The 18,656-nt window shown below is 34.9% G+C and carries 15 protein-coding genes and 2 pseudogenes; 15 read left to right on the forward strand and 2 right to left on the reverse strand.

Features of this window, described 5'->3' with window-relative positions; all coding sequences use genetic code 11:
• Positions 1–274 precede the first annotated feature (274 nt).
• Positions 275–679 carry a BsuPI-related putative proteinase inhibitor gene (locus ACTDJC_RS13805; RefSeq protein WP_440603742.1) on the forward strand — a complete coding sequence of 135 codons (405 nt, stop codon included), beginning with the start codon at positions 275–277 and terminating at the stop codon, positions 677–679.
• Between the two features lie 520 nt (positions 680–1,199).
• Positions 1,200–1,772 (forward strand): hypothetical protein, encoded by a 573-nt coding sequence (locus ACTDJC_RS13810; RefSeq protein WP_440603743.1) that lies wholly within the window; start codon positions 1,200–1,202, stop codon positions 1,770–1,772.
• Between the two features lie 121 nt (positions 1,773–1,893).
• Here ACTDJC_RS13810 and ACTDJC_RS13815 read toward each other — a convergent pair whose 3' ends face one another.
• A complete protein-coding gene (locus ACTDJC_RS13815) occupies positions 1,894–2,916 on the reverse strand; it encodes an endonuclease/exonuclease/phosphatase family protein (RefSeq protein ID WP_440603744.1) in 1,023 nt (340 codons plus the stop codon).
• Positions 2,917–3,433: 517 nt separating this feature from the next.
• On the opposite strand from ACTDJC_RS13815, the pseudogene ACTDJC_RS13820 reads away from it, so the two are divergent.
• The 5 genes and pseudogenes from ACTDJC_RS13820 to ACTDJC_RS13840 form a co-directional block, all read left to right on the forward strand.
• A pseudogene (locus tag ACTDJC_RS13820) lies at positions 3,434–3,826 on the forward strand (LytS/YhcK type 5TM receptor domain-containing protein); the annotation flags it as partial.
• Positions 3,827–3,832: 6 nt separating this feature from the next.
• Positions 3,833–4,687, forward strand: a pseudogene (locus ACTDJC_RS13825) (ATP-binding protein); the annotation flags it as partial.
• A 34-nt stretch (positions 4,688–4,721) separates the two neighbouring features.
• On the forward strand, positions 4,722–5,297 hold the full coding sequence (locus ACTDJC_RS13830) for a DinB family protein (protein ID WP_440603745.1): 576 nt from the start codon (positions 4,722–4,724) through the stop codon (positions 5,295–5,297).
• A 52-nt stretch (positions 5,298–5,349) separates the two neighbouring features.
• Positions 5,350–5,493 carry a hypothetical protein gene (locus ACTDJC_RS13835; RefSeq protein ID WP_440603746.1) on the forward strand — a complete coding sequence of 48 codons (144 nt, stop codon included), beginning with the start codon at positions 5,350–5,352 and terminating at the stop codon, positions 5,491–5,493.
• Between the two features lie 362 nt (positions 5,494–5,855).
• Positions 5,856–6,806: a nucleoside hydrolase gene (locus ACTDJC_RS13840; RefSeq protein ID WP_440603747.1), complete on the forward strand. Its 951-nt coding sequence runs from the start codon at positions 5,856–5,858 to the stop codon at positions 6,804–6,806.
• A gap of 141 nt (positions 6,807–6,947) precedes the next feature.
• Here ACTDJC_RS13840 and ACTDJC_RS13845 read toward each other — a convergent pair whose 3' ends face one another.
• Positions 6,948–8,291, reverse strand: coding sequence for an APC family permease (locus ACTDJC_RS13845; protein WP_440603748.1), 1,344 nt, complete (start codon positions 8,289–8,291; stop codon positions 6,948–6,950).
• Between the two features lie 504 nt (positions 8,292–8,795).
• On the opposite strand from ACTDJC_RS13845, the gene ald reads away from it, so the two are divergent.
• The 8 genes from ald (at position 8,796) to moaA (ending at position 18,489) form a co-directional block, all read left to right on the forward strand.
• Positions 8,796–9,908: an alanine dehydrogenase gene (ald, locus tag ACTDJC_RS13850; RefSeq protein WP_440603749.1), complete on the forward strand. Its 1,113-nt coding sequence runs from the start codon at positions 8,796–8,798 to the stop codon at positions 9,906–9,908.
• Positions 9,905–10,903, forward strand: coding sequence for a bifunctional threonine ammonia-lyase/L-serine ammonia-lyase TdcB (gene tdcB, locus ACTDJC_RS13855; RefSeq protein WP_098309747.1), 999 nt, complete (start codon positions 9,905–9,907; stop codon positions 10,901–10,903). The genes ald and tdcB overlap by 4 nt, the downstream gene beginning before the upstream one ends.
• A gap of 353 nt (positions 10,904–11,256) precedes the next feature.
• Positions 11,257–11,976, forward strand: a complete 720-nt coding sequence (locus ACTDJC_RS13860; protein ID WP_440603750.1) for a YebC/PmpR family DNA-binding transcriptional regulator — start codon at positions 11,257–11,259, stop codon at positions 11,974–11,976.
• A 653-nt stretch (positions 11,977–12,629) separates the two neighbouring features.
• Entirely contained in the window at positions 12,630–15,569 is a 2,940-nt protein-coding gene (fdhF, locus tag ACTDJC_RS13865) for a formate dehydrogenase subunit alpha (protein WP_440603751.1), read from the forward strand.
• 15 nt (positions 15,570–15,584) lie between these two features.
• Complete coding sequence (locus tag ACTDJC_RS13870) at positions 15,585–16,067, forward strand: DUF1641 domain-containing protein (protein WP_440603752.1); 483 nt, start codon at positions 15,585–15,587, stop codon at positions 16,065–16,067.
• A 181-nt stretch (positions 16,068–16,248) separates the two neighbouring features.
• On the forward strand, positions 16,249–16,593 hold the full coding sequence (locus ACTDJC_RS13875) for a DUF2294 domain-containing protein (protein WP_002168730.1): 345 nt from the start codon (positions 16,249–16,251) through the stop codon (positions 16,591–16,593).
• A 16-nt stretch (positions 16,594–16,609) separates the two neighbouring features.
• The gene (fdhD, locus tag ACTDJC_RS13880; RefSeq protein ID WP_440603753.1) at positions 16,610–17,407 is read left to right on the forward strand and encodes a formate dehydrogenase accessory sulfurtransferase FdhD; all 798 of its coding nucleotides are present in this window, start codon (positions 16,610–16,612) and stop codon (positions 17,405–17,407) included.
• Positions 17,408–17,472: 65 nt separating this feature from the next.
• Positions 17,473–18,489, forward strand: coding sequence for a GTP 3',8-cyclase MoaA (moaA, locus tag ACTDJC_RS13885; protein ID WP_440603754.1), 1,017 nt, complete (start codon positions 17,473–17,475; stop codon positions 18,487–18,489).
• Positions 18,490–18,656 lie beyond the last annotated feature (167 nt).

Genomic DNA, 18,656 nt, shown 5'->3' on the forward strand with positions numbered 1-18,656 from the left:
AAACGGGATAGAGGGGTTAGGCGTGAAACAGCTCGCTAGTGTGTTAACTCCACTGACGTTAATCGTCCGTTAGGTCGAAACGTTAGAAACCCCCACTTCAAGCTTTGCTAAGTGGGGGAGTATTCATTGGGTTTTTTATAAAGTAATTAAGCAATACTAAAGGGATACATCTATGCATTAGGAAGGAGTATCACCTTTGAGAATAGCTATCTTTTGTTTTTGGATGATTTTTATTAGCGGGAATCAATTAATCTTAGCTCAGGAGGTTAGAGACATGACAGATTGGAAATGGGATGGGGATGTCATCGCAGACGTGGAACAAGCCACATTTACTTTTACGTTTAAAAATAATAGCAATCAGCCAATGCTTATAGAGTTTCCAACAAGCCAGTCTTATGATTATACCGTGTATAATGCACAAGGAGAACAGGTGTATCATTTTAGTAAAGGGCAATTTTTTTTACAGGTAATTCAACAAAAGTCGTTAAACAGCGGGGAACAAATCCAATGGAAAAGTACGTGGAATTACAAAACGAATGAGGGCAAGAGAGTACCTGCAGGAACATATACAGTTAAAGCCATATTAAATGTATGGAAAATAAATGACAAACTTGTTCATCCGAAGCCACTTACTTCCTTTACATTCAATATTCAGCCTGAAAATACAGCCATTCGATAAGTGAAAGTTGCAGGAAAAAAATAGGATTATACTGTAACAGGAGAGGCCAAGGTAGGGGGACGGCAACGATTCCTTCTTTTTGGAGCCACTCACAAAGTAAAGCAAGAAAGGAGGTTATATGAATTCTCCTCCTCTCTTGCTTATATTAACCAGTTACTTCAATTGGAATCGGTGATACAGGTATATCAAATTCAATATTATGAAACTACTTCATCATCTAGGAGCTCATTTTCTAAATAGAAAGTAATTAATGTAGCGTAAGAGAGATGTAGAAAAGAAGGCTTTGAGGAAGAAAGAAATGAAATTAATACAATTAATGTATAAAAATAGAGTAGAAGTGGGGGAAGTGCTGTTGATTTGAAATAAAGTCATGATGTCCTCTCCCTTTTTTTAATATTCATAGAGGAGTAGTCCGCATTCCAATTGATCGAAAAGAATGACTGACAAGTAATACTGCATAAAATACAAGGCAATGAATAGTATAGGAAGTGGCAAATGGGAGATTTGAGGGGGAATTTCAATGAAACTGTTTGTTCGTTATTGGTGTCAATCGATGATAGAGACAGGTTCAAATTCTCTTCATGTAAGAAAGGTGGCCCTTGCAACCCGGTTGGTAATTACAGCCTTATTGAGTACATTTGCTGCCATATTTCAATCAGCAGGTGGCTTTATGCCTGGTATAGGCTTTCTGATTAGTATTTTAGCGACATTACCTATTTTTTTAGCTACTTGCTTTTCTATCCGTCAAGGAATCCTTTCTTATACCCTTACGATTTTCCTCTTATTTATTATCCAGCCGAGTGAACTTATTATCTTTCCCTTTACTACAGGTTTATTAGGTGTGACGCTGAGCATGGCTTTTTTACAATTGAAGAGGAGAATAGTGGTCGTTTCTTTTTCAGCAGCATGTTTACTTGTGGGGATTATGATAATCCTGTATGTATTTCGTTTTCCGGTGTTAGGTCCTACGGTTGATACAACTATGGATCCAAAGGTTATTGCATTCATATTTATATTAAGTTTTCTTTACTGCTGGATCATCGCAGAGATTTGTAGAATGTTCATAAATAGGTTGTATCAGGTGCTGTCTTGAAATTGGGGTGGAGGTCTTTTCAAATGAATAAGCGTTGTAATAACTTAGAAAAGTCCCTTCAGAAATCTGAGGGGACTTTTCATTCACGTAATCAATGCTATCGGTAGTTCCTTATTAGAGGTTAGTTTTTGCCTACTCCATTATTAAACGGCGTTTTTTTTGTCAGTACGAGCTCTGCAGTAATTGGTAAATGATCAGATGCAAGAGTGTCTATGACTTCCCCAGTACGAATTTTGACATCTTCAGAAGTAAAAATATAGTCGATGCGACTTGTTGGTTTATCTGCAGGAATAGTATAGTCCTCATTTTGACCGAGTTCGGCAAATACGTCTTTATATTGTGCAGTCATCTTCAAAATTTCCGCGCTTTTAGGGGCGGCATTGAAGTCTCCCGCAAAGATTTTTGTTCCTTCTTTTTGTTTTGCAATGTCGAGTATTTCTCTTATCTGCAGATTTCTTTGTTCTGATCTCCTATGATCAAGGTGAGTGTTGTAGAAATGAATGTGGTTTCCTTTCACGTTAATCACAGTTTCCAAAAGACCGCGCTGCTCTGTAGGGTTTACTGGATATGGAATATTAGTGAGCAGATGATTTTGGGATGAAAGGATCGGATATTTGCTTAACACGGCCGTTCCATATTGGCGACGGTGGTCTCCTTCTTGTAAGGGTTCATAGTCAAGATTTGCAGCATATGCATAGTGCATTCCTAAATAATTTGCCAACCATTTTGCTTGGTCTTCGAAATTACTGCGCTGTGAAAAATGATTATCTACTTCTTGCAAACCGATAATATCAGCATCTGATTGTTTAATAACTTCTGCAATTCTTTTCAAGTCCAAAATAGCATCTGTACCTTCTCCATGATGAATATTATAAGACATGACTTTAATTCCAACCTCGTTGCCTCTTTCAAATACGGGCGGTTCTGCCGCAAGCGTTTTACTGTTGTACGAGAACATAGGAATCAGCAATAAAATAAAAGCAAAAATAAATGATTTCTTAAACAAGTCTAACACCCTCTCAAAATTTTCTATTAACTTACTTTTAAAGAGTAAAATATTTTTATTTTCAAAATATAAGAATTTTGTAAAAACTGTGTAAAAATCCCTTGAATTTGAGAGACTGAAAAACTCATATGTAAACAAAAACAATATTATCCTTTAACAGAAATTTTCATAATGAATACTATATACATGTGAGATTTACATAACATTTCATTATCAGTAGTCAATCTATCTAGAAAATCTCCCCTCAGAAAATCTGAAGGGAATTTCTATTTTTTATATGAAAAATAAAATATTCTACAATTTAATACAAAAAACGACTGAAAAGATAAAATTTTCTGTTTTTTTTGTTGTAACATGACGATTTTCATGTTATTATAAAAGCAATCACAAGATAGGTGGTGATATCCTCTTAAAAATTAACAGAATATTCAAAAAAAGTGCGTAATTATTGGTCGTTATCGTTATTTGCTTCTTCTTGCATTTCCCTATAAAAAGAGTATTTTTAAGGTTATTTTTGTAGGGAAATAAAAAACATTCCCTTTAGAGAATGTTTTACTACCATCAATTCTAATATAAGCAGTAAAAAAGCACTTGAAAGAGTGCTTTTTTACCTTTTCTTTCACTTTTTTTACAAAGAATTAGGGAGGGATAAAACATGTGGATCTCTACACTACTATTAAATGCATTTATTATTATAATTTGTATCCTTAGTTATCAAGTGTTTTGGTTAGACAAAACTGAAAAAAAAGCACGCAACAATATATTAATTTCTTTTCTTGCATCCATTGCAATTATTCTTTGTATGACCTTCCCAATTCATTTTCACGCTGGGTATATTTATGATCTGCGCTTTATTCCTATTCTTTTAGTTTTACTATATGGAAACACAGGAAGTATAATTTTTATCAGTATTGTATATTTTTCATATAGATTTTACTTAGGTGGAACTGGTTTTTTTTCATCAGTTATTATATATGGTATTTTTATAATTACTATTACAATATTTCATCATTTTCTCCGCATTCATTTCGAAAGAAAAAAAACAGTATTCAACATACTACTTATTTTAATTTGTACCAGTTTTCTTTCAGTTTTTGCTGTAATAAATCAAATTGAAATAATTGGTAAAATACAATTTGATTTTATTAAATTATTAGCTAATTATATAATAATTAATATTTTCACAGGATTATTATCTATTTATTTGGTAGAAGGAATGATAGAAAAGTTTAAGATGAAAGAAAAAATTCAAAGAGCAGAGAAATTTTGTCTAATTAGCGAGTTAGCGGCATCTATTGCACATGAAATCAACAACCCAATCACTACTGTATACGGATTCGCTCAATTACTTCATAGAAGTGAAACCTTAAAAGCATCTCAAGATAACTACTTGGAAATTATGTTAGTCGAACTAGAAAAAGTACAGTGCATTATTAATAATTATTTATCTTTAACAAAACCACAAAATATACTAAAAGAATCGATAAATATTAAGCAACTTTTTCATCAAGTAAAAAATAGTATTTTACCACTTGCACTCTCACATAATGTTGAAATAAAAAGCAATATCACGAATTCTATATACATAAATGCTAATCCAGAAAAATTAAAACAATGTTTAATTAACATTGCACAAAACGGAATTGAAGCTATGCAAAATGGTGGAGTATTACAAATTAATATACAAAAAATAAAAAATAATATTGTAATTGATATTATTGATTCAGGAATAGGAATGTCTTCTCAAGAAATTAAAAGAATTGCCATGCCATTTTATTCAACTAAAGAAAAAGGAACCGGACTTGGCACTATGGTCGCTTATAGCATCATTAAAGAATTAAACGGAGATATAGAAATAAAGAGTAAAAAAGGAAAAGGAACACATTTTTCTATCATTATACCTTGCTAATAATTCTTATGAAATAAAATGGTGGAGTTAATAGATGAAATCTGAAAGTATGACACACCATTTTCAAACATTAAGACAGCAACGATATTGTTTTTTTCAAAAAATACAATTCATCTCAAATGATAAACTATGGGACCAAAAAGAAGGAAAATGGTCTATTGGCGAGCACATATACCATCTATACTTAATTTTAAGAATGGTTAAAGTTGCAACAAAATTTTCTTTTGTTCTTATTCCGTATGCAAAAATGAGAAGAAAGAAATCATTTGCTAATCAAATACATGATATTTATACAGAATATAAAGAAAAGCATGGAAGAGGGATGAAGGCGCCTTTCATTTTAGTGCCACCGAAAAAAGTACTTCATACTATGGATAAAGAAGAGTTAAAGAAATTGTTGTTAAATGAAACGGATAAATTGAGAGAGTTAGTTATAAATATTGAAGAAGACATTGCTGGACATATTGTGTTTTTTGATCCAATGGCCAACTATCCTAACTTAATTCAGGCTATTCAACTTTTAGCAATACATGAAGAGCATCATTATAAAATTATCGAAAAACATTATAGCGACATGATTAATGAATTTGGTACTGAAGATAAGAAATAATTGATATTTTTATTACTAATATTTGAAAATGAAAAGTGTTGTAGTTAATCGAATGTCAAAACGTATCGAGGCTGTTTCGTCAAGTGTGAAAGAAGGAAAGATGCTACTTGATGAAACAGTTAATGAATTTGAATCTATTTCTGAATCGGAAAGTTCTCTAGATAGACAGGCTAAGCAATTCGTAGAAATTTTATAACGAATTTTGAGTTGATACATATACTTTACTTAATGTTTGACAGACTTGTCTCGTAAAGCAAGTTGCCCTTTTTTATGATATGGATTTCTTATATTTTGGAAAGGGGAGATTTAACTGTACGAAAAGATTTCAATTTTAACATCGCACTAGTACTACCCCCTTTCCACATAAAATAAGCCGAATTTTTCTCTTGTTTTTAAACTTGATGACGATGGAGTCTTGTTAATTATTCTAGGCATTGACTTTTTTTTTTACTTATTGGTATATACATTAACTGATTAATAGAATATAAGATTCAAGAATACATAAAATATATAAGTCCCATGAAATTTTGCTTCCATTGCTTTTGGGAGGGGAGATATATGCTAAAAAAAGTTCTCTTGTTTACAGATTTAGGAATTGATGATGCGTTTGCCATTTTGTACACCTTTTTTCGTAGTGATATCCAATTATTAGGAATTGTAGCGGATTATGGGAATATCTCAAGAGAGAATGCTATAAGAAATATTAACTATTTAAAATACATCGCGGGAAAAAAAGAAATACCTGTATTTCTCGGTGCTTCCGTACCTTTAACAGGTATCTTAGTTCAATATTTTCCTGAAGTACATGGAAAAGTCGGATTAGGACCAATCATTCCGCCTGAGATTTTGTATCCTGTTTATCCTATTAATCATATTTACGAGGTCATAGATTCAAATTTAGACGATCTGACAATTATCAATTTAGGAAGACTTTCCTCTTTAGCGACAGCATTTGTATTAAATTTAGAAAAGATGCGTAACGTAAAGGAATATATTTGTATGGGAGGCGCATTTTTCTATCCTGGAAATGTGACGGCTGTCGCTGAAGCTAATTTTTATGCAGATCCTTATGCAGCGAATTTAATTCTACAACATGCAGCGAATTTGACGATTATTCCGTTAAATGTCACCCAGCATGCGATTGTTACACCTCAAATGGTCCGAGAAATTGACAAATTTCATCAGACCACACAGGATCCTGCGGGGCTTATTATCAAACCCATGTTAGACTATTATTATAATTTTTACTCCAAGTCGAATCCCGGTATAGGAGGAAGTCCTATGCATGATTTTGTAACAATATGGTATTTGTTGAATCCGGATGCAGTCCACCTCTCCAAAGTCCCTATAAAAGTAATTCCTGATCAAGGAGAAGGGTTCGGTCAAAGCATTGCAGACTTTCGTTTTACGCCAAATCCAGGATATAAAATACATAGTGTGGCTTTTCAATTTGATTATGAAAGATTTAAGAGAGATATTATGGGAACATTCTTAACGAAGAGATTGTAGCATACTTAGATAAGTTTCTAATAAACACTGATTGTGTATCAAGCCCCTTTAGTAAGCAACTTGAAGGGGCTTGATACATTGAATATTGATCAAAGTTGTGACCATATAAGACCAAATCGAAGTGTATTTGTCTCCAAATGATTATTTATTACTTTGAACGTGCTTGTTACGCATTGCAAAGTAAATTGGAAGCCCTAAAGCAGTTAAGCCTATACCACATAATGCTAGCAACGTTTGTGTGAAAAGAGTATTAATAACGATAAATGATCCGCCGATAATAGATATTAACGGTATAATGGGATATAGAGGCACTTTGTAAGGACGTACAAGTTCTGGTTCCCTTTTACGTAAAATGAATACTGCTATAAATGTCATTGTATAGAATATCCATATAACAAACACTAACATATCTGTTAAAGTATTAAATCCACCGATCACCATCATAATGACAGAAACGCATAAGATAAATATTCCTGAATTATAAGGAACTCGACTATTGCTAGATAATGTAGCAAACCACTTACTAAAAGGTAGTTTGTTTTCTAATGCCATTGCATAAGGGATACGCATTCCTGTCATGATGTATCCATTGATTGTTCCAAATACAGAAATTAAAATACCGATTGTAACTAATTTTCCTCCTATTGCTCCAAACAGAATTGTCGCTACTTCAGATGCAGGTGTATCAGTTCCAGCAAGCGCTGTTGCAGACATAACCATAAGGAAAGCAATATTAATGAGTAAGTAAACAACCATAACAGTAGATAATCCGATTACGATTGCTTTAGGTAAGTCTTTTTTAGGATTTTTCATTTCCCCAGCGATATTTCCTACATGAATCCATCCATCATAAGCAAACATTGTTGCAAGTAAGCCAGATCCAAGGGCTGAAATAAGGGATTTACCTGGTCCTGCTTCAACTGGAAACAGTTGTAGAGTTACGTCGCCTTTGTGGAATAACCCAAAAATAATAAGTAATACTAAAGGCAGTAGTTTACATATAGTCGATACAGTTTGAATTCCTCCAGCTGCCTTTGCACCTAAGAAGTTCATCAGGGTTACGAATGTTGCGGTAACAACAGCAATTCCAATAATCATCATTTTATGTTCATTCGCATTTAATCCAAATAAACTAACTGCTTGTGTTCCGAAAATAATAGCAAGTGCGGCAATATTAGCTGGAAAGTAAATGACTGTTTGTGCCCAGCCCAGTAGGAAAGCAGTCAAGTTTCCATAAGTACGCTTTAAATATGCCATCATTCCACCTGTTTCAGGAATAGCTGCCGATAGTTCAGCAGCAGTTAAACCTGCGCAAACAGTTAGTATTCCACCGATTACCCATGCGAGTAATCCTAAACTCGCTGTTCCGGTTACACTGTATAATGCAGTAGGCTTAAAAAATACACCTGCTCCAATAACGGTACCAATAACAGTGGTTAATGCTGCAAAGAAGCCAATTTCTTTTTTTAGTTGTGTTTGTGACATAATAATCACTCCTGTTTGGAAAAATACATACAATCTCTGATGAATTCATTTTTATTTCAATTTTAATAGTATATCCTCTCATTTTTTTAATAGTGCTTTATAAAAATTTAATTTCGTTTGTGATATAATTCACAATTTTATAGAAATTAATACAAAGTATTTCTATATTTATATGTGAAAAAATTCACAAAAATAATTAAAAAAATAAAATTGCATTTCATTTGAATTCATAAGAGATGTTACTCGTGACAAAGTCTAGCACAGGTTGAAAACGGATTCAATGCCTATTTGAATGAAAAAAATTATTTCAAAATAAATAAAAACATTTTGTGAACTATTTCACAAAATGTTGACTCATCATTTTTCTGAGTGCTATCTTGTAGGTGTAAACAGGCGATTCAGACAAATGAGGAAATATAGAAACGTTTGATATATTTCGCAATTTTATTTGGGTCGTATAACAAATAATGTAATTTACATTACATTTAATAAGGATGTGTCAACATGAAAATTGGCGTAGTAAAAGAAATTAAAAAAGGTGAAGCACGTGTTGGGATGACACCAGAAAATGCCCAGAAATTAATTAAAGCTGGACATGAAGTCTTAGTCGAAAAAGACGCTGGTGTAGGATCAGGTTATACAAATGAAGAATATACAAATGCAGGTGCTACTTTAGTAAATCAAGAACAAGCCTGGGATGTTGATATGGTAGTAAAAGTAAAAGAACCTTTAGCGGAGGAATATAAATATTTTAAGAAAGATTTAATTGTTTGGGGATTTTTACATCTAGCAGCTTCAAAAGAATGTGTTGAAGCGATGAGAAAGGCGGGAACAACCGCAATTGCTGGAGAAACAATTAGTGAAAATGGAGTTTTAACGTTATTAAAACCGATGAGTGCCATTGCTGGGCGCCGGGCAGTATTTATGGGAGCTTATTATTTAGAAAAACAACATCAGGGAGAAGGTATTTTATTATCAGGAATAGATGGTATTCCTGCTGGTAATGTTGTCATTTTAGGCGGAGGCAATGCGGCAATTAATGCTTGTGATATGGCTGTTGGAATTGGTTGTCATGTAACGATTTTAGAGTTAAATAAAACACAGATTACTTATTTACAAGAAAAATATGCAAATGCTCCAGTTGAAATCATGGAATCTAATACTGAGAACTTAGAGAAAACAATTAAAAATGCAGACTTATTTATTTCAACCATTTTAATTCCAGGTTCTAGACCACCAAAAATTGTGAAAGAGTATATGGTTCAGTCTATGAAACCGGGAAGTATTATTGTTGATATTGCAATCGATCAAGGCGGGACAGTTGAAACGATTGATCACTATACAACACATAATGATCCTATATTTATTAAGCACGATGTCATACACTATGCTGTGCCAAATATGCCTGGAGCGACTCCACGTACTTCTACTATGGCATTAGCGAATGGAAATATTGATTATTTATTAGCGATTGCTAACAATGGTTTAGAAGAGACAATCCAAAACAAACCTGCATTAGCATATGGTATCAATATTTATAAAGGCACCATTACTTATGAGAATTTAGGAACAACGTTAGGGTTAGATTATAAACAATTGAAAGAAGTGTTAATATGATTACTAAAACTTTACCGCTAACCATTGTTGATATAAAAAAAGCTAAACAAGTTCTTGATAGAAATGCTCGTAAAACACCGCTTGTTAAATCGTTTTATTTAACAAGCAAAACAGGTGGGGAAATATATTTAAAATTAGAAAATATGCAATTAACAGGATCATTTAAATTTCGTGGGGCGTTTAATAAAATTTCTAATTTAACAGATGAAGAAAAAGCTCGTGGAGTTATTGCTTGTTCAGCTGGAAATCATGCACAAGGTGTTGCACTATCTTCACACTTACTTGGAATTAAAAGTAAAATTGTGATGCCAACTTCTGCTCCAAAGGCGAAAGTTGAAGCAACGAAAGGATATGGTTCAGAAGTCATTTTATATGGTGATACGTTTGATGATGCGAAAGCAAAATGTGAAGAAATTATAAAAGAAACGGGAGAAACATATTTACATCCATATGATGATGTAGAAGTAATGGCAGGTCAAGGAACAATTGGCTTGGACATTCTTGATGATATGTGGGATGTTGATACAGTACTTGTACCGATTGGCGGCGGCGGAATTATTGCTGGAATCGCGGTAGCACTTAAATCTTTTAATCCGTCTATCAATATAATTGGTGTTCAAGCTGATAATGTTCATGGAATGAAAGCTTCGTATGATAAAGGCGAAATCGTAGAGCACTATGAAGCACCTACTATAGCTGATGGGTGCGCAGTAAAAATTCCAGGAACCTTAACTTTTAAAATTGTGAGAGAGTTAGTAGATGATATTGTAACTGTATCAGAAGAAGAATTAGAAGTAGCTATGAAAGATTTATTACAACGTGGAAAAGCTGTTGTAGAAGGTGCGGGAGCATTAGCGACAGCTGCTCTCCTTGCAGGGAAAGTTGATCCATATATAAAAGGGAAAAAAGTAGCAGCGATTATATCTGGTGGAAATGTTGATTTAACTCGTATTTCTAGTGTTTGTGAGCATTTCTTTGCGAATGAAGTAAAGTAGTGGTACGAAAATTGTAAAATACAAAATGAGACTGAACGATAGGTTCATAGAATACGAGAAGAGCTAAGAGATAGAACCTCTTAGCTCTTCTTCGTAAAAGAGGCATCAATTGTAATAGCTCAATATTTTTACATCAACGGATGAGAACTATCTGTCTTTCTTTGATTATTAAACTTGTAATGAGGTATAATACAATATAGTGAATAAATGCGACTTCTTCAATTCATATTGTTTGTCAGTAATGTGAAATATAAAGAACTTTTTATATTTAGTTTGAAAAAGTGTTGAAGAAGCAGCATATTTCATATTACTATTTTTATGTAGATTCAAAGCTGAAAGAGAGTGAAACAAGTATGGGCCGTAAATGGAACAATATTAAAGACAAAAAAGCGTCAAAGGATGCAAATACAAGTCGTATCTATGCAAAATTTGGACGTGAAATTTATGTAGCAGCAAAACAAGGTGAACCAGATCCAGAATCCAATCAGAATTTAAGAGTGGTACTTGAGCGTGCAAAAACGTACAGCGTACCGAAAACAATTATTGACCGTGCGATTGAAAAAGCAAAAGGTGGTTCAGAAGAAAGCTATGACGAACTTCGTTATGAAGGCTTTGGACCAAATGGATCAATGGTAATTGTAGATACATTAACAAATAACGTAAATCGTACTGCAGCAGATGTGCGTGCTGCGTTTAGTAAAAACGCTGGTAACATGGGAGTAAACGGATCAGTAGCGTATATGTTTGATGCAACAGCTGTAATTGGTCTTGAAGGCAAAACAGCAGATGAAGCGCTTGAACTTTTAATGGAAGCAGATGTAGATGTGCGTGATATTTTAGAAGAAGAGGAAGCAGTTATCGTTTATGCAGAACCGGATCAGTTCCATGCGGTACAAGAAGTATTTAAAAATGCTGGTATAACGGAATTTACAGTTGCAGAACTAACAATGCTTGCGCAAAATGAAGTAACACTTCCAGAAGATGCACAAGTGAAATTTGAGAAAATGGTTGATGCATTAGAAGATTTAGAAGATGTTCAGCAAGTGTACCACAATGTTGATTTAGGTGAATAATATAGAAAAACAGACCTTTGTTTTGTAACAAAGGTCTGTTTTTTTTGAGTGTTCATTGAAATTTAAAGGCTCTTTTCGTATAGATTGTTGTTTTTTTGCGATAAAAATAAGACTTCAGATTAAATCCAGTTCTTAGGTATTTATGAACGCTTTCTTCGTATGGCTGTTCAAGAATAATAAAGTTATTTAAAAGATAATAAAATAGCAGTGCACATTGATTTTGATATAAAACAACGTGTGATATGAAGTATAACTGTGCATAAAATGCAGATTTATGCTTTCTTTCTCCTATGTTGAAACGGATGGAGGCTGCAAAGTTAATTAACCAAAAGCTCAGCAGCATGCGGTGCAATTATGCTTGTCAACGCATAGTTTCGTGATTAAACGAATATATCCAAAAAAGTATTAAGTACTGTGACTCTTTTATGATTTTTATATTGTGTATTTTTGGATTAAACGCTATAATTACAGTGTTAAAGATGGAAACGTGATATGACCTGTTACGACTCTATCATTTTATTTACAAATAAATGGATTGGTATTTTAGCAAGATGTGCTAATGAACTACTCCACCATGATGATAGCGTACCTATTAATTCGGTGCGTATATTTTCGTGGTGGAGTTTTTTTATTCTCAAAAAGGGGGAACGACCATGAACGACAGCATGGTTCATATTACAATCGACGGAAAAGAATATACAGCTGAGCCCGGTTCAACTATCTTGGGTATCATTAATCAAAATGGGATTGAACATCCACAAATCTGTCACGTGCCTGAAGTGGATCCTATCCAAACGTGTGATACTTGTATTGTAGAAGTTGATGGAAAACTTGTGCGGTCCTGCGGTGCGGTAGCGACGAACGGTATGAATATTGAGTTGTCCTCTATTAGTGCGAAGGCAGCACAAAATGAGGCGATGGACCGCTTATTGGAAAACCATTTACTTTACTGTACGGTCTGTGACAACAATAATGGGAACTGTAAATTGCATAATACGGCAGAATTAATGGAAATTGAGCATCAAAAATATCCTTACAAACCAAAAGTAGATGCGAGTGAGGTTGACATGTCACATCCATTTTATCGCTATGACCCTAATCAGTGTATCGCGTGTGGTCAATGTGTAGAGGTTTGTCAAAGCTTGCAAGTAAATGAAACGTTATCTATTGATTGGGAGGCAGAGCGTCCTCGTGTTATTTGGGACGATGGAGTGGATATTAACGATTCTTCATGTGTTAGTTGCGGTCAATGTGTAACTATTTGTCCTTGTAATGCTTTGATGGAAAAATCGATGCTTGGTGAAGCTGGATTTATGACTGGGCTGAAGCCGGACATTCTTGAGCCTATGGTTGATCTTATAAAAGAAGTTGAACCTGGATACAGCGGTATTTTCGCTATATCAGAAGTAGAAGCTGCCATGCGTGAAACTCGTACGAAGAAAACGAAAACTGTATGTACGTTCTGTGGTGTAGGGTGCTCATTTGAAGTGTGGACGAAGGGACGTAAAATTCTTAAAGTACAACCAACTTCTGAGGCACCGGTTAACGCAATTTCTACTTGCGTAAAAGGAAAATTTGGTTGGGATTTCGTAAATTCTGAAGAACGACTCACTAAGCCTTTAATTCGTAAAAATGGAACATTTGTTGAATCAACTTGGGAAGAAGCACTTGAATTAGTGGCAAATAAATTAGGATCCATTAAAGAACAATACGGTAAAGAATCTGTAGGCTTTATTTCTTCTTCTAAAATTACGAATGAAGACAACTATGTCATTCAAAAATTAGCTCGACAAGTGTTCGAAACGAACAACGTGGATAACTGCTCTCGTTATTGTCAATCACCAGCAACAGATGGATTGTTCCGTACAATTGGTATGGGCGGAGATGCAGGAACGATTAAAGATATTGCACAAGCAGGTCTTGTTATTATCGTCGGTTCAAATCCAACAGAAGGTCACCCGGTTTTAGCTACTCGCGTGAAACGTGCGCATAAACTTCACGGTCAAAAACTAATTGTTGCAGATCTTCGTAAAACCGAAATGGCAGAGCGTTCAGATATCTTTATTAGTCCAAAGCAAGGAACAGACCAAGTATGGTTAATGGCTGTTACGAAATATATGATTGATCAAGGTTGGCATGATCAACAGTTCATCGACGAGAATGTAAACTTCTTTGAAGATTTCAAAGATAGTCTTGCAGAGTATACGCTTGAATATGCAGAAGAGATTACTGGCATTTCAAAAGAGACTCTCGTTCAAATGGCCGAGATGATTCATGATGCAGATGGTACTTGTATTCTTTGGGGGATGGGTGTAACTCAAAATACTGGTGGTTCAGATACTTCCGCTGCGATTTCAAACTTACTTCTTGCAACAGGAAATTATCGTCGCCCAGGTGCTGGTGCATATCCGCTTCGAGGTCATAACAACGTACAAGGTGCTTGTGATATGGGAACTCTCCCAGGCTGGCTTCCAGGATATCAGCACGTTACTGACGATGTGGAACGTGGGAAATTTGAAATAGCTTACGGGGTAAAAATTGATAATAAACCAGGTCTTAACAACATTCAAATGCTTCACGAAATTGAAGAAGGAAAAATGAAAGCAATGTATCTTGTTGGAGAGGATATGGCTCTTGTAGACTCTAACGCAAATCATGTACATGAAGTTCTATCAAGCCTTGATTTCTTTGTCGTTCAAGATGTATTCCTTTCTAAAACTGCTCAATATGCAGATGTAGTGTTACCAGCAGCGCCATCTCTTGAAAAAGAAGGTACTTTTACAAATACAGAACGTCGTGTACAAAGACTATATCAAGTACTTCCTACGCTCGGAGATGCGAAACCAGACTGGTGGATCGTACAAGCGATTGCAAATAAATTAGGTGCAAACTGGAACTATAGTCATCCAAGTGAAATCTTTGCTGAAATGGCAAGTTTATCGCCACTTTTCGCAAAAGCAAACTATGAAGTGCTTGAAGGTTGGAACAGTTTCCATTGGGGAAGCTTTGAAGGAACGAATACGCCGCTCCTTTTCCAAGATGGATTTAACTTCCCAGACAAAAAAGCTCGTTTTGCGATAGCTGATTGGGTACGTCCTGCTGAATTCCCAGCGGAATACGATCTTCACATTAATAATGGTCGTATGCTTGAACATTTCCATGAAGGTAACATGACAAATAAATCAAATGGTATTCAAACTAAAGTGCCTGGTGTTTTCGTTGAAGTTTCTTCAGAACTTGCAAGGGAACGTGGAGTGAAAACTGGTTCGTTAGTACGCCTTGTTTCTCCTTTTGGAGCACTTAAATTACGCGCACTTGTAACGGATCGTGTAAAAGCAAATGAGCTGTATTTACCGATGAACTCGACAGATAACGAAACAGCGATTAATTTCTTAACTGGTCCGGCGGTCGATCAACGTACAAATACGCCTGCATATAAACAAACGAAAGTGCGTATGGAAGTGCTACAAGTAGAAGGTGAAAATCCGATGCCAAAAACGAACCCACGTAATAAAAAGCGTCATCCTCAAAACGGGATTGAGGTAAATCGCAAATGGGCTCGTCCAGGATACGTGCACTTAACGGATAACTAGGGAGGAGAAAAGAATATGGCAGCACCTATTAAAGCGATCCAACAGCAGGAGCTAACTGAGGAAGAACAAAAACAACAAAAGCTAGAAGATTTAAAGCTACTCTTAGCTAATAATGAAGAAGCTTTAAATCAAATGTTTCATATTGTAGGTGAACTGAATGACATTGGGATGCTAGAAGCTGCAAATTCGATGCTTAAAGCGAAAGAACAAATCGCAAAAATTGTTCTAGGTCAAGTCACTCGTGAACCGGTTACGAATTTAATTAATAATATGATGGGCGCTGCAGGAGCTTTAACAGAACTTGATCCGGAACTTACTAAAAAACTTGTAAGTAGTGTATTAACAGGTATGGATGAAGGAAACCAACATCTGCAAAGTAATAAAAAAGTAGGAATACTGGACCTTATGAAAGTACTTAAGGATCCAGATATTAACCGTGCTATCGGATTCGGTCTTCATTTCTTAAAAGGTATGGGTAAAGGGCTAAAAGACGAATAGGTAAGCAACAATAATATTATTTCATACGTTGTATGCATGTTTGAAATAATTCTAAAAGATGAGCCTTTTCGTCTAATTATTTGAGTGGAATAATTTAGACGAGAAGGTCATTTTGTTAAAATGTTTATGATGAAGTAATATTTGAAAACGTATTATTGATTAACTGGGGAGGAATGAGAGAATGTCAAAAATGGTACATGAATTTAATGATATGATACGAAAGCTTCGAAAGGATTTGTTCGGTAAAGGGCCGGAACGAATTCATACTGTATTTGCTGAGAATATGGCTATTGCCACACTTTATGGGAATTTGACACCTACTGAGAAATTCATTTCGGGAACTATGGATGGTGCGGAAATGGTTCATATGGCTAGAACGAAAATGATTCAGGAGGTTTATGCTGTTAATTCTCGTGAACATTTGGAGGAACTTGTTGGGGCGAAATTAGTTCATCTGTTTTCGGATATGAAAGTGGACGAAGATATTGCAGTTTCAGTGTTTGTCTTTGATAAAAATATAACGTGAGAGAAGGATACTGATCGTGAAATCGATACAGGTGGAACGGGAAATTTTCCGTTATGAGCAAGGGGAATTTAAACATTTAGAGGACAGCATTGTAACAGAGTTTCCAGTTACAGTTAAAATTAACGGACAGGAATTTGTTACAATGGTTAGTACTCCAGAGTATATTGAAGATATGGTAATCGGCTATTTAGCATCTGAAGGTATTATCCGAAAATATGAAGACATTGATGAAATATGGGTACAGGAGAAAGAAGGATATGTACATGTAAAAACGACAAAAATCAATCCTTATTATCGTGACATCCAAAATAAACGTTATATTACTTCATGCTGTGGAATGAGTAGACAAGGATTTGTTTTCGCAAACGATGCGCTGACTGCAAAGAAGATGAATGATATTCGCGTAAAGATCTCTGCCCAGGATTGTTTTCGATTAATGAATGATATGCAGCAATCTGCGTCCACTTTTCAGCATACAGGCGGGGTTCATAATGCAGCTTTATGCGATGTGAATGGAATCATTTTAAGCCGAATGGATATAGGAAGACATAATGCTTTAGATAAAATTTACGGTTATTGTTTAAAAAATAACATTCCTATTGGTGATAAAATTGTAGTTTTTAGTGGCCGTATATCTTCTGAGATCCTATTGAAAGTTGCAAAAATTGGCTGCGAAGTAATATTGTCAAAATCCGCTCCAACTGAGTTAGCACTAGAGCTAGCAGAACAGTTAGGGATTACTACAATAGGCTTTATTCGTAATCAATCTTTAAATGTATATACTCATCCAGAGCGGGTTGTAAATATTAAGTAAATCAAACTGGCTAACAAATAAAACTTGTACGGAATTATAAAATATGTAGAAGCGAGGCAATAAACATGAAATCTGTCACATTAGACAAATTGCACCGTCCTTTAAAGGATTTACGTATTTCTGTTACCGATCGCTGTAATTTTCGCTGTCGATATTGTATGCCAGAGGAAATATTTGGTCCTGACTATTCTTTTTTGTCTAATGATAAAATTTTATCTTTTGATGAAATTGAAAGAGTAACACGTATTTTCGTTTCTTTAGGTGTAAGAAAGTTGCGTATTACTGGGGGAGAGCCTTTACTTCGGAAAAACCTTCCTGAACTAATCGAGCGACTCAACAAAATTGATGGAGTTGAGGATATTGGTTTAACTACAAATGGATCTCTACTTAAGAAGTTTGCTGCTGATTTGTATAAGGCGGGGTTATCACGTGTGACAGTTAGTTTGGATTCTTTGGAAGAAGAGCGTTTTGCTTATTTAAATGGTAATAGAAGTAAAGTAAAAACGGTTCTTGGAGGAATACAGGCTGCAGCGGAAGTCGGGATGAAAATCAAAATGAACATGGTTGTCCAAAAAGGAAAAAATGAACAGGACATCATTCAGATGGCGCAATACTTTAAAGAGAATAAACATATTCTTCGATTTATTGAATATATGGATGTCGGGAATTTTAATGGCTGGAAATTAGACGAAGTAATCTCTAAACAAGAGATATTAGAGACTATTCATAAAGTTATGCCGCTTGAACGAATTAAAGCAAACTATCCTGGCGAAGTCGCCACTCGCTATCGTTATATCGATAGCGATGAGGAAATAGGAATTATTTCATCTGTAACAGATTCTTTTTGTTCATCATGTACAAGAGCTCGTATTTCCGCAGAAGGAAAGCTATATACTTGTTTGTTTGCTTCCAAAGGAAATGATCTTAGAGAATTACTTCGTTCTGGGTATACCGATGAGGAGATTACCAATGTTATTCGTGACATTTGGAATAATCGTTCAGATCGCTATTCAGATGAACGGTTAAGCAATACAAATAAAAAAACATTGCCAAAAATTGAAATGTCGCATATTGGTGGTTGAGAAATAAATGATATGTTAGGATGACATTCAAAGTACTATGAAAGAAGGCTATTAGTAGCTAGCTTCTGTTTGTTATAGCAGATAACGCTTGAATATACGAAATGGAAAGTGTGTAAGTCCTGCAGATTTTCTATTTTATAGTAAAAGTGATGATTGATATCTCTGTA

The sequence above is a fragment of the Bacillus sp. GB_SG_008 genome, assembly GCF_052038115.1.
Classification (GTDB): Bacteria; Bacillota; Bacilli; order Bacillales; family Bacillaceae_G; genus Bacillus_A; species Bacillus_A rhizoplanae.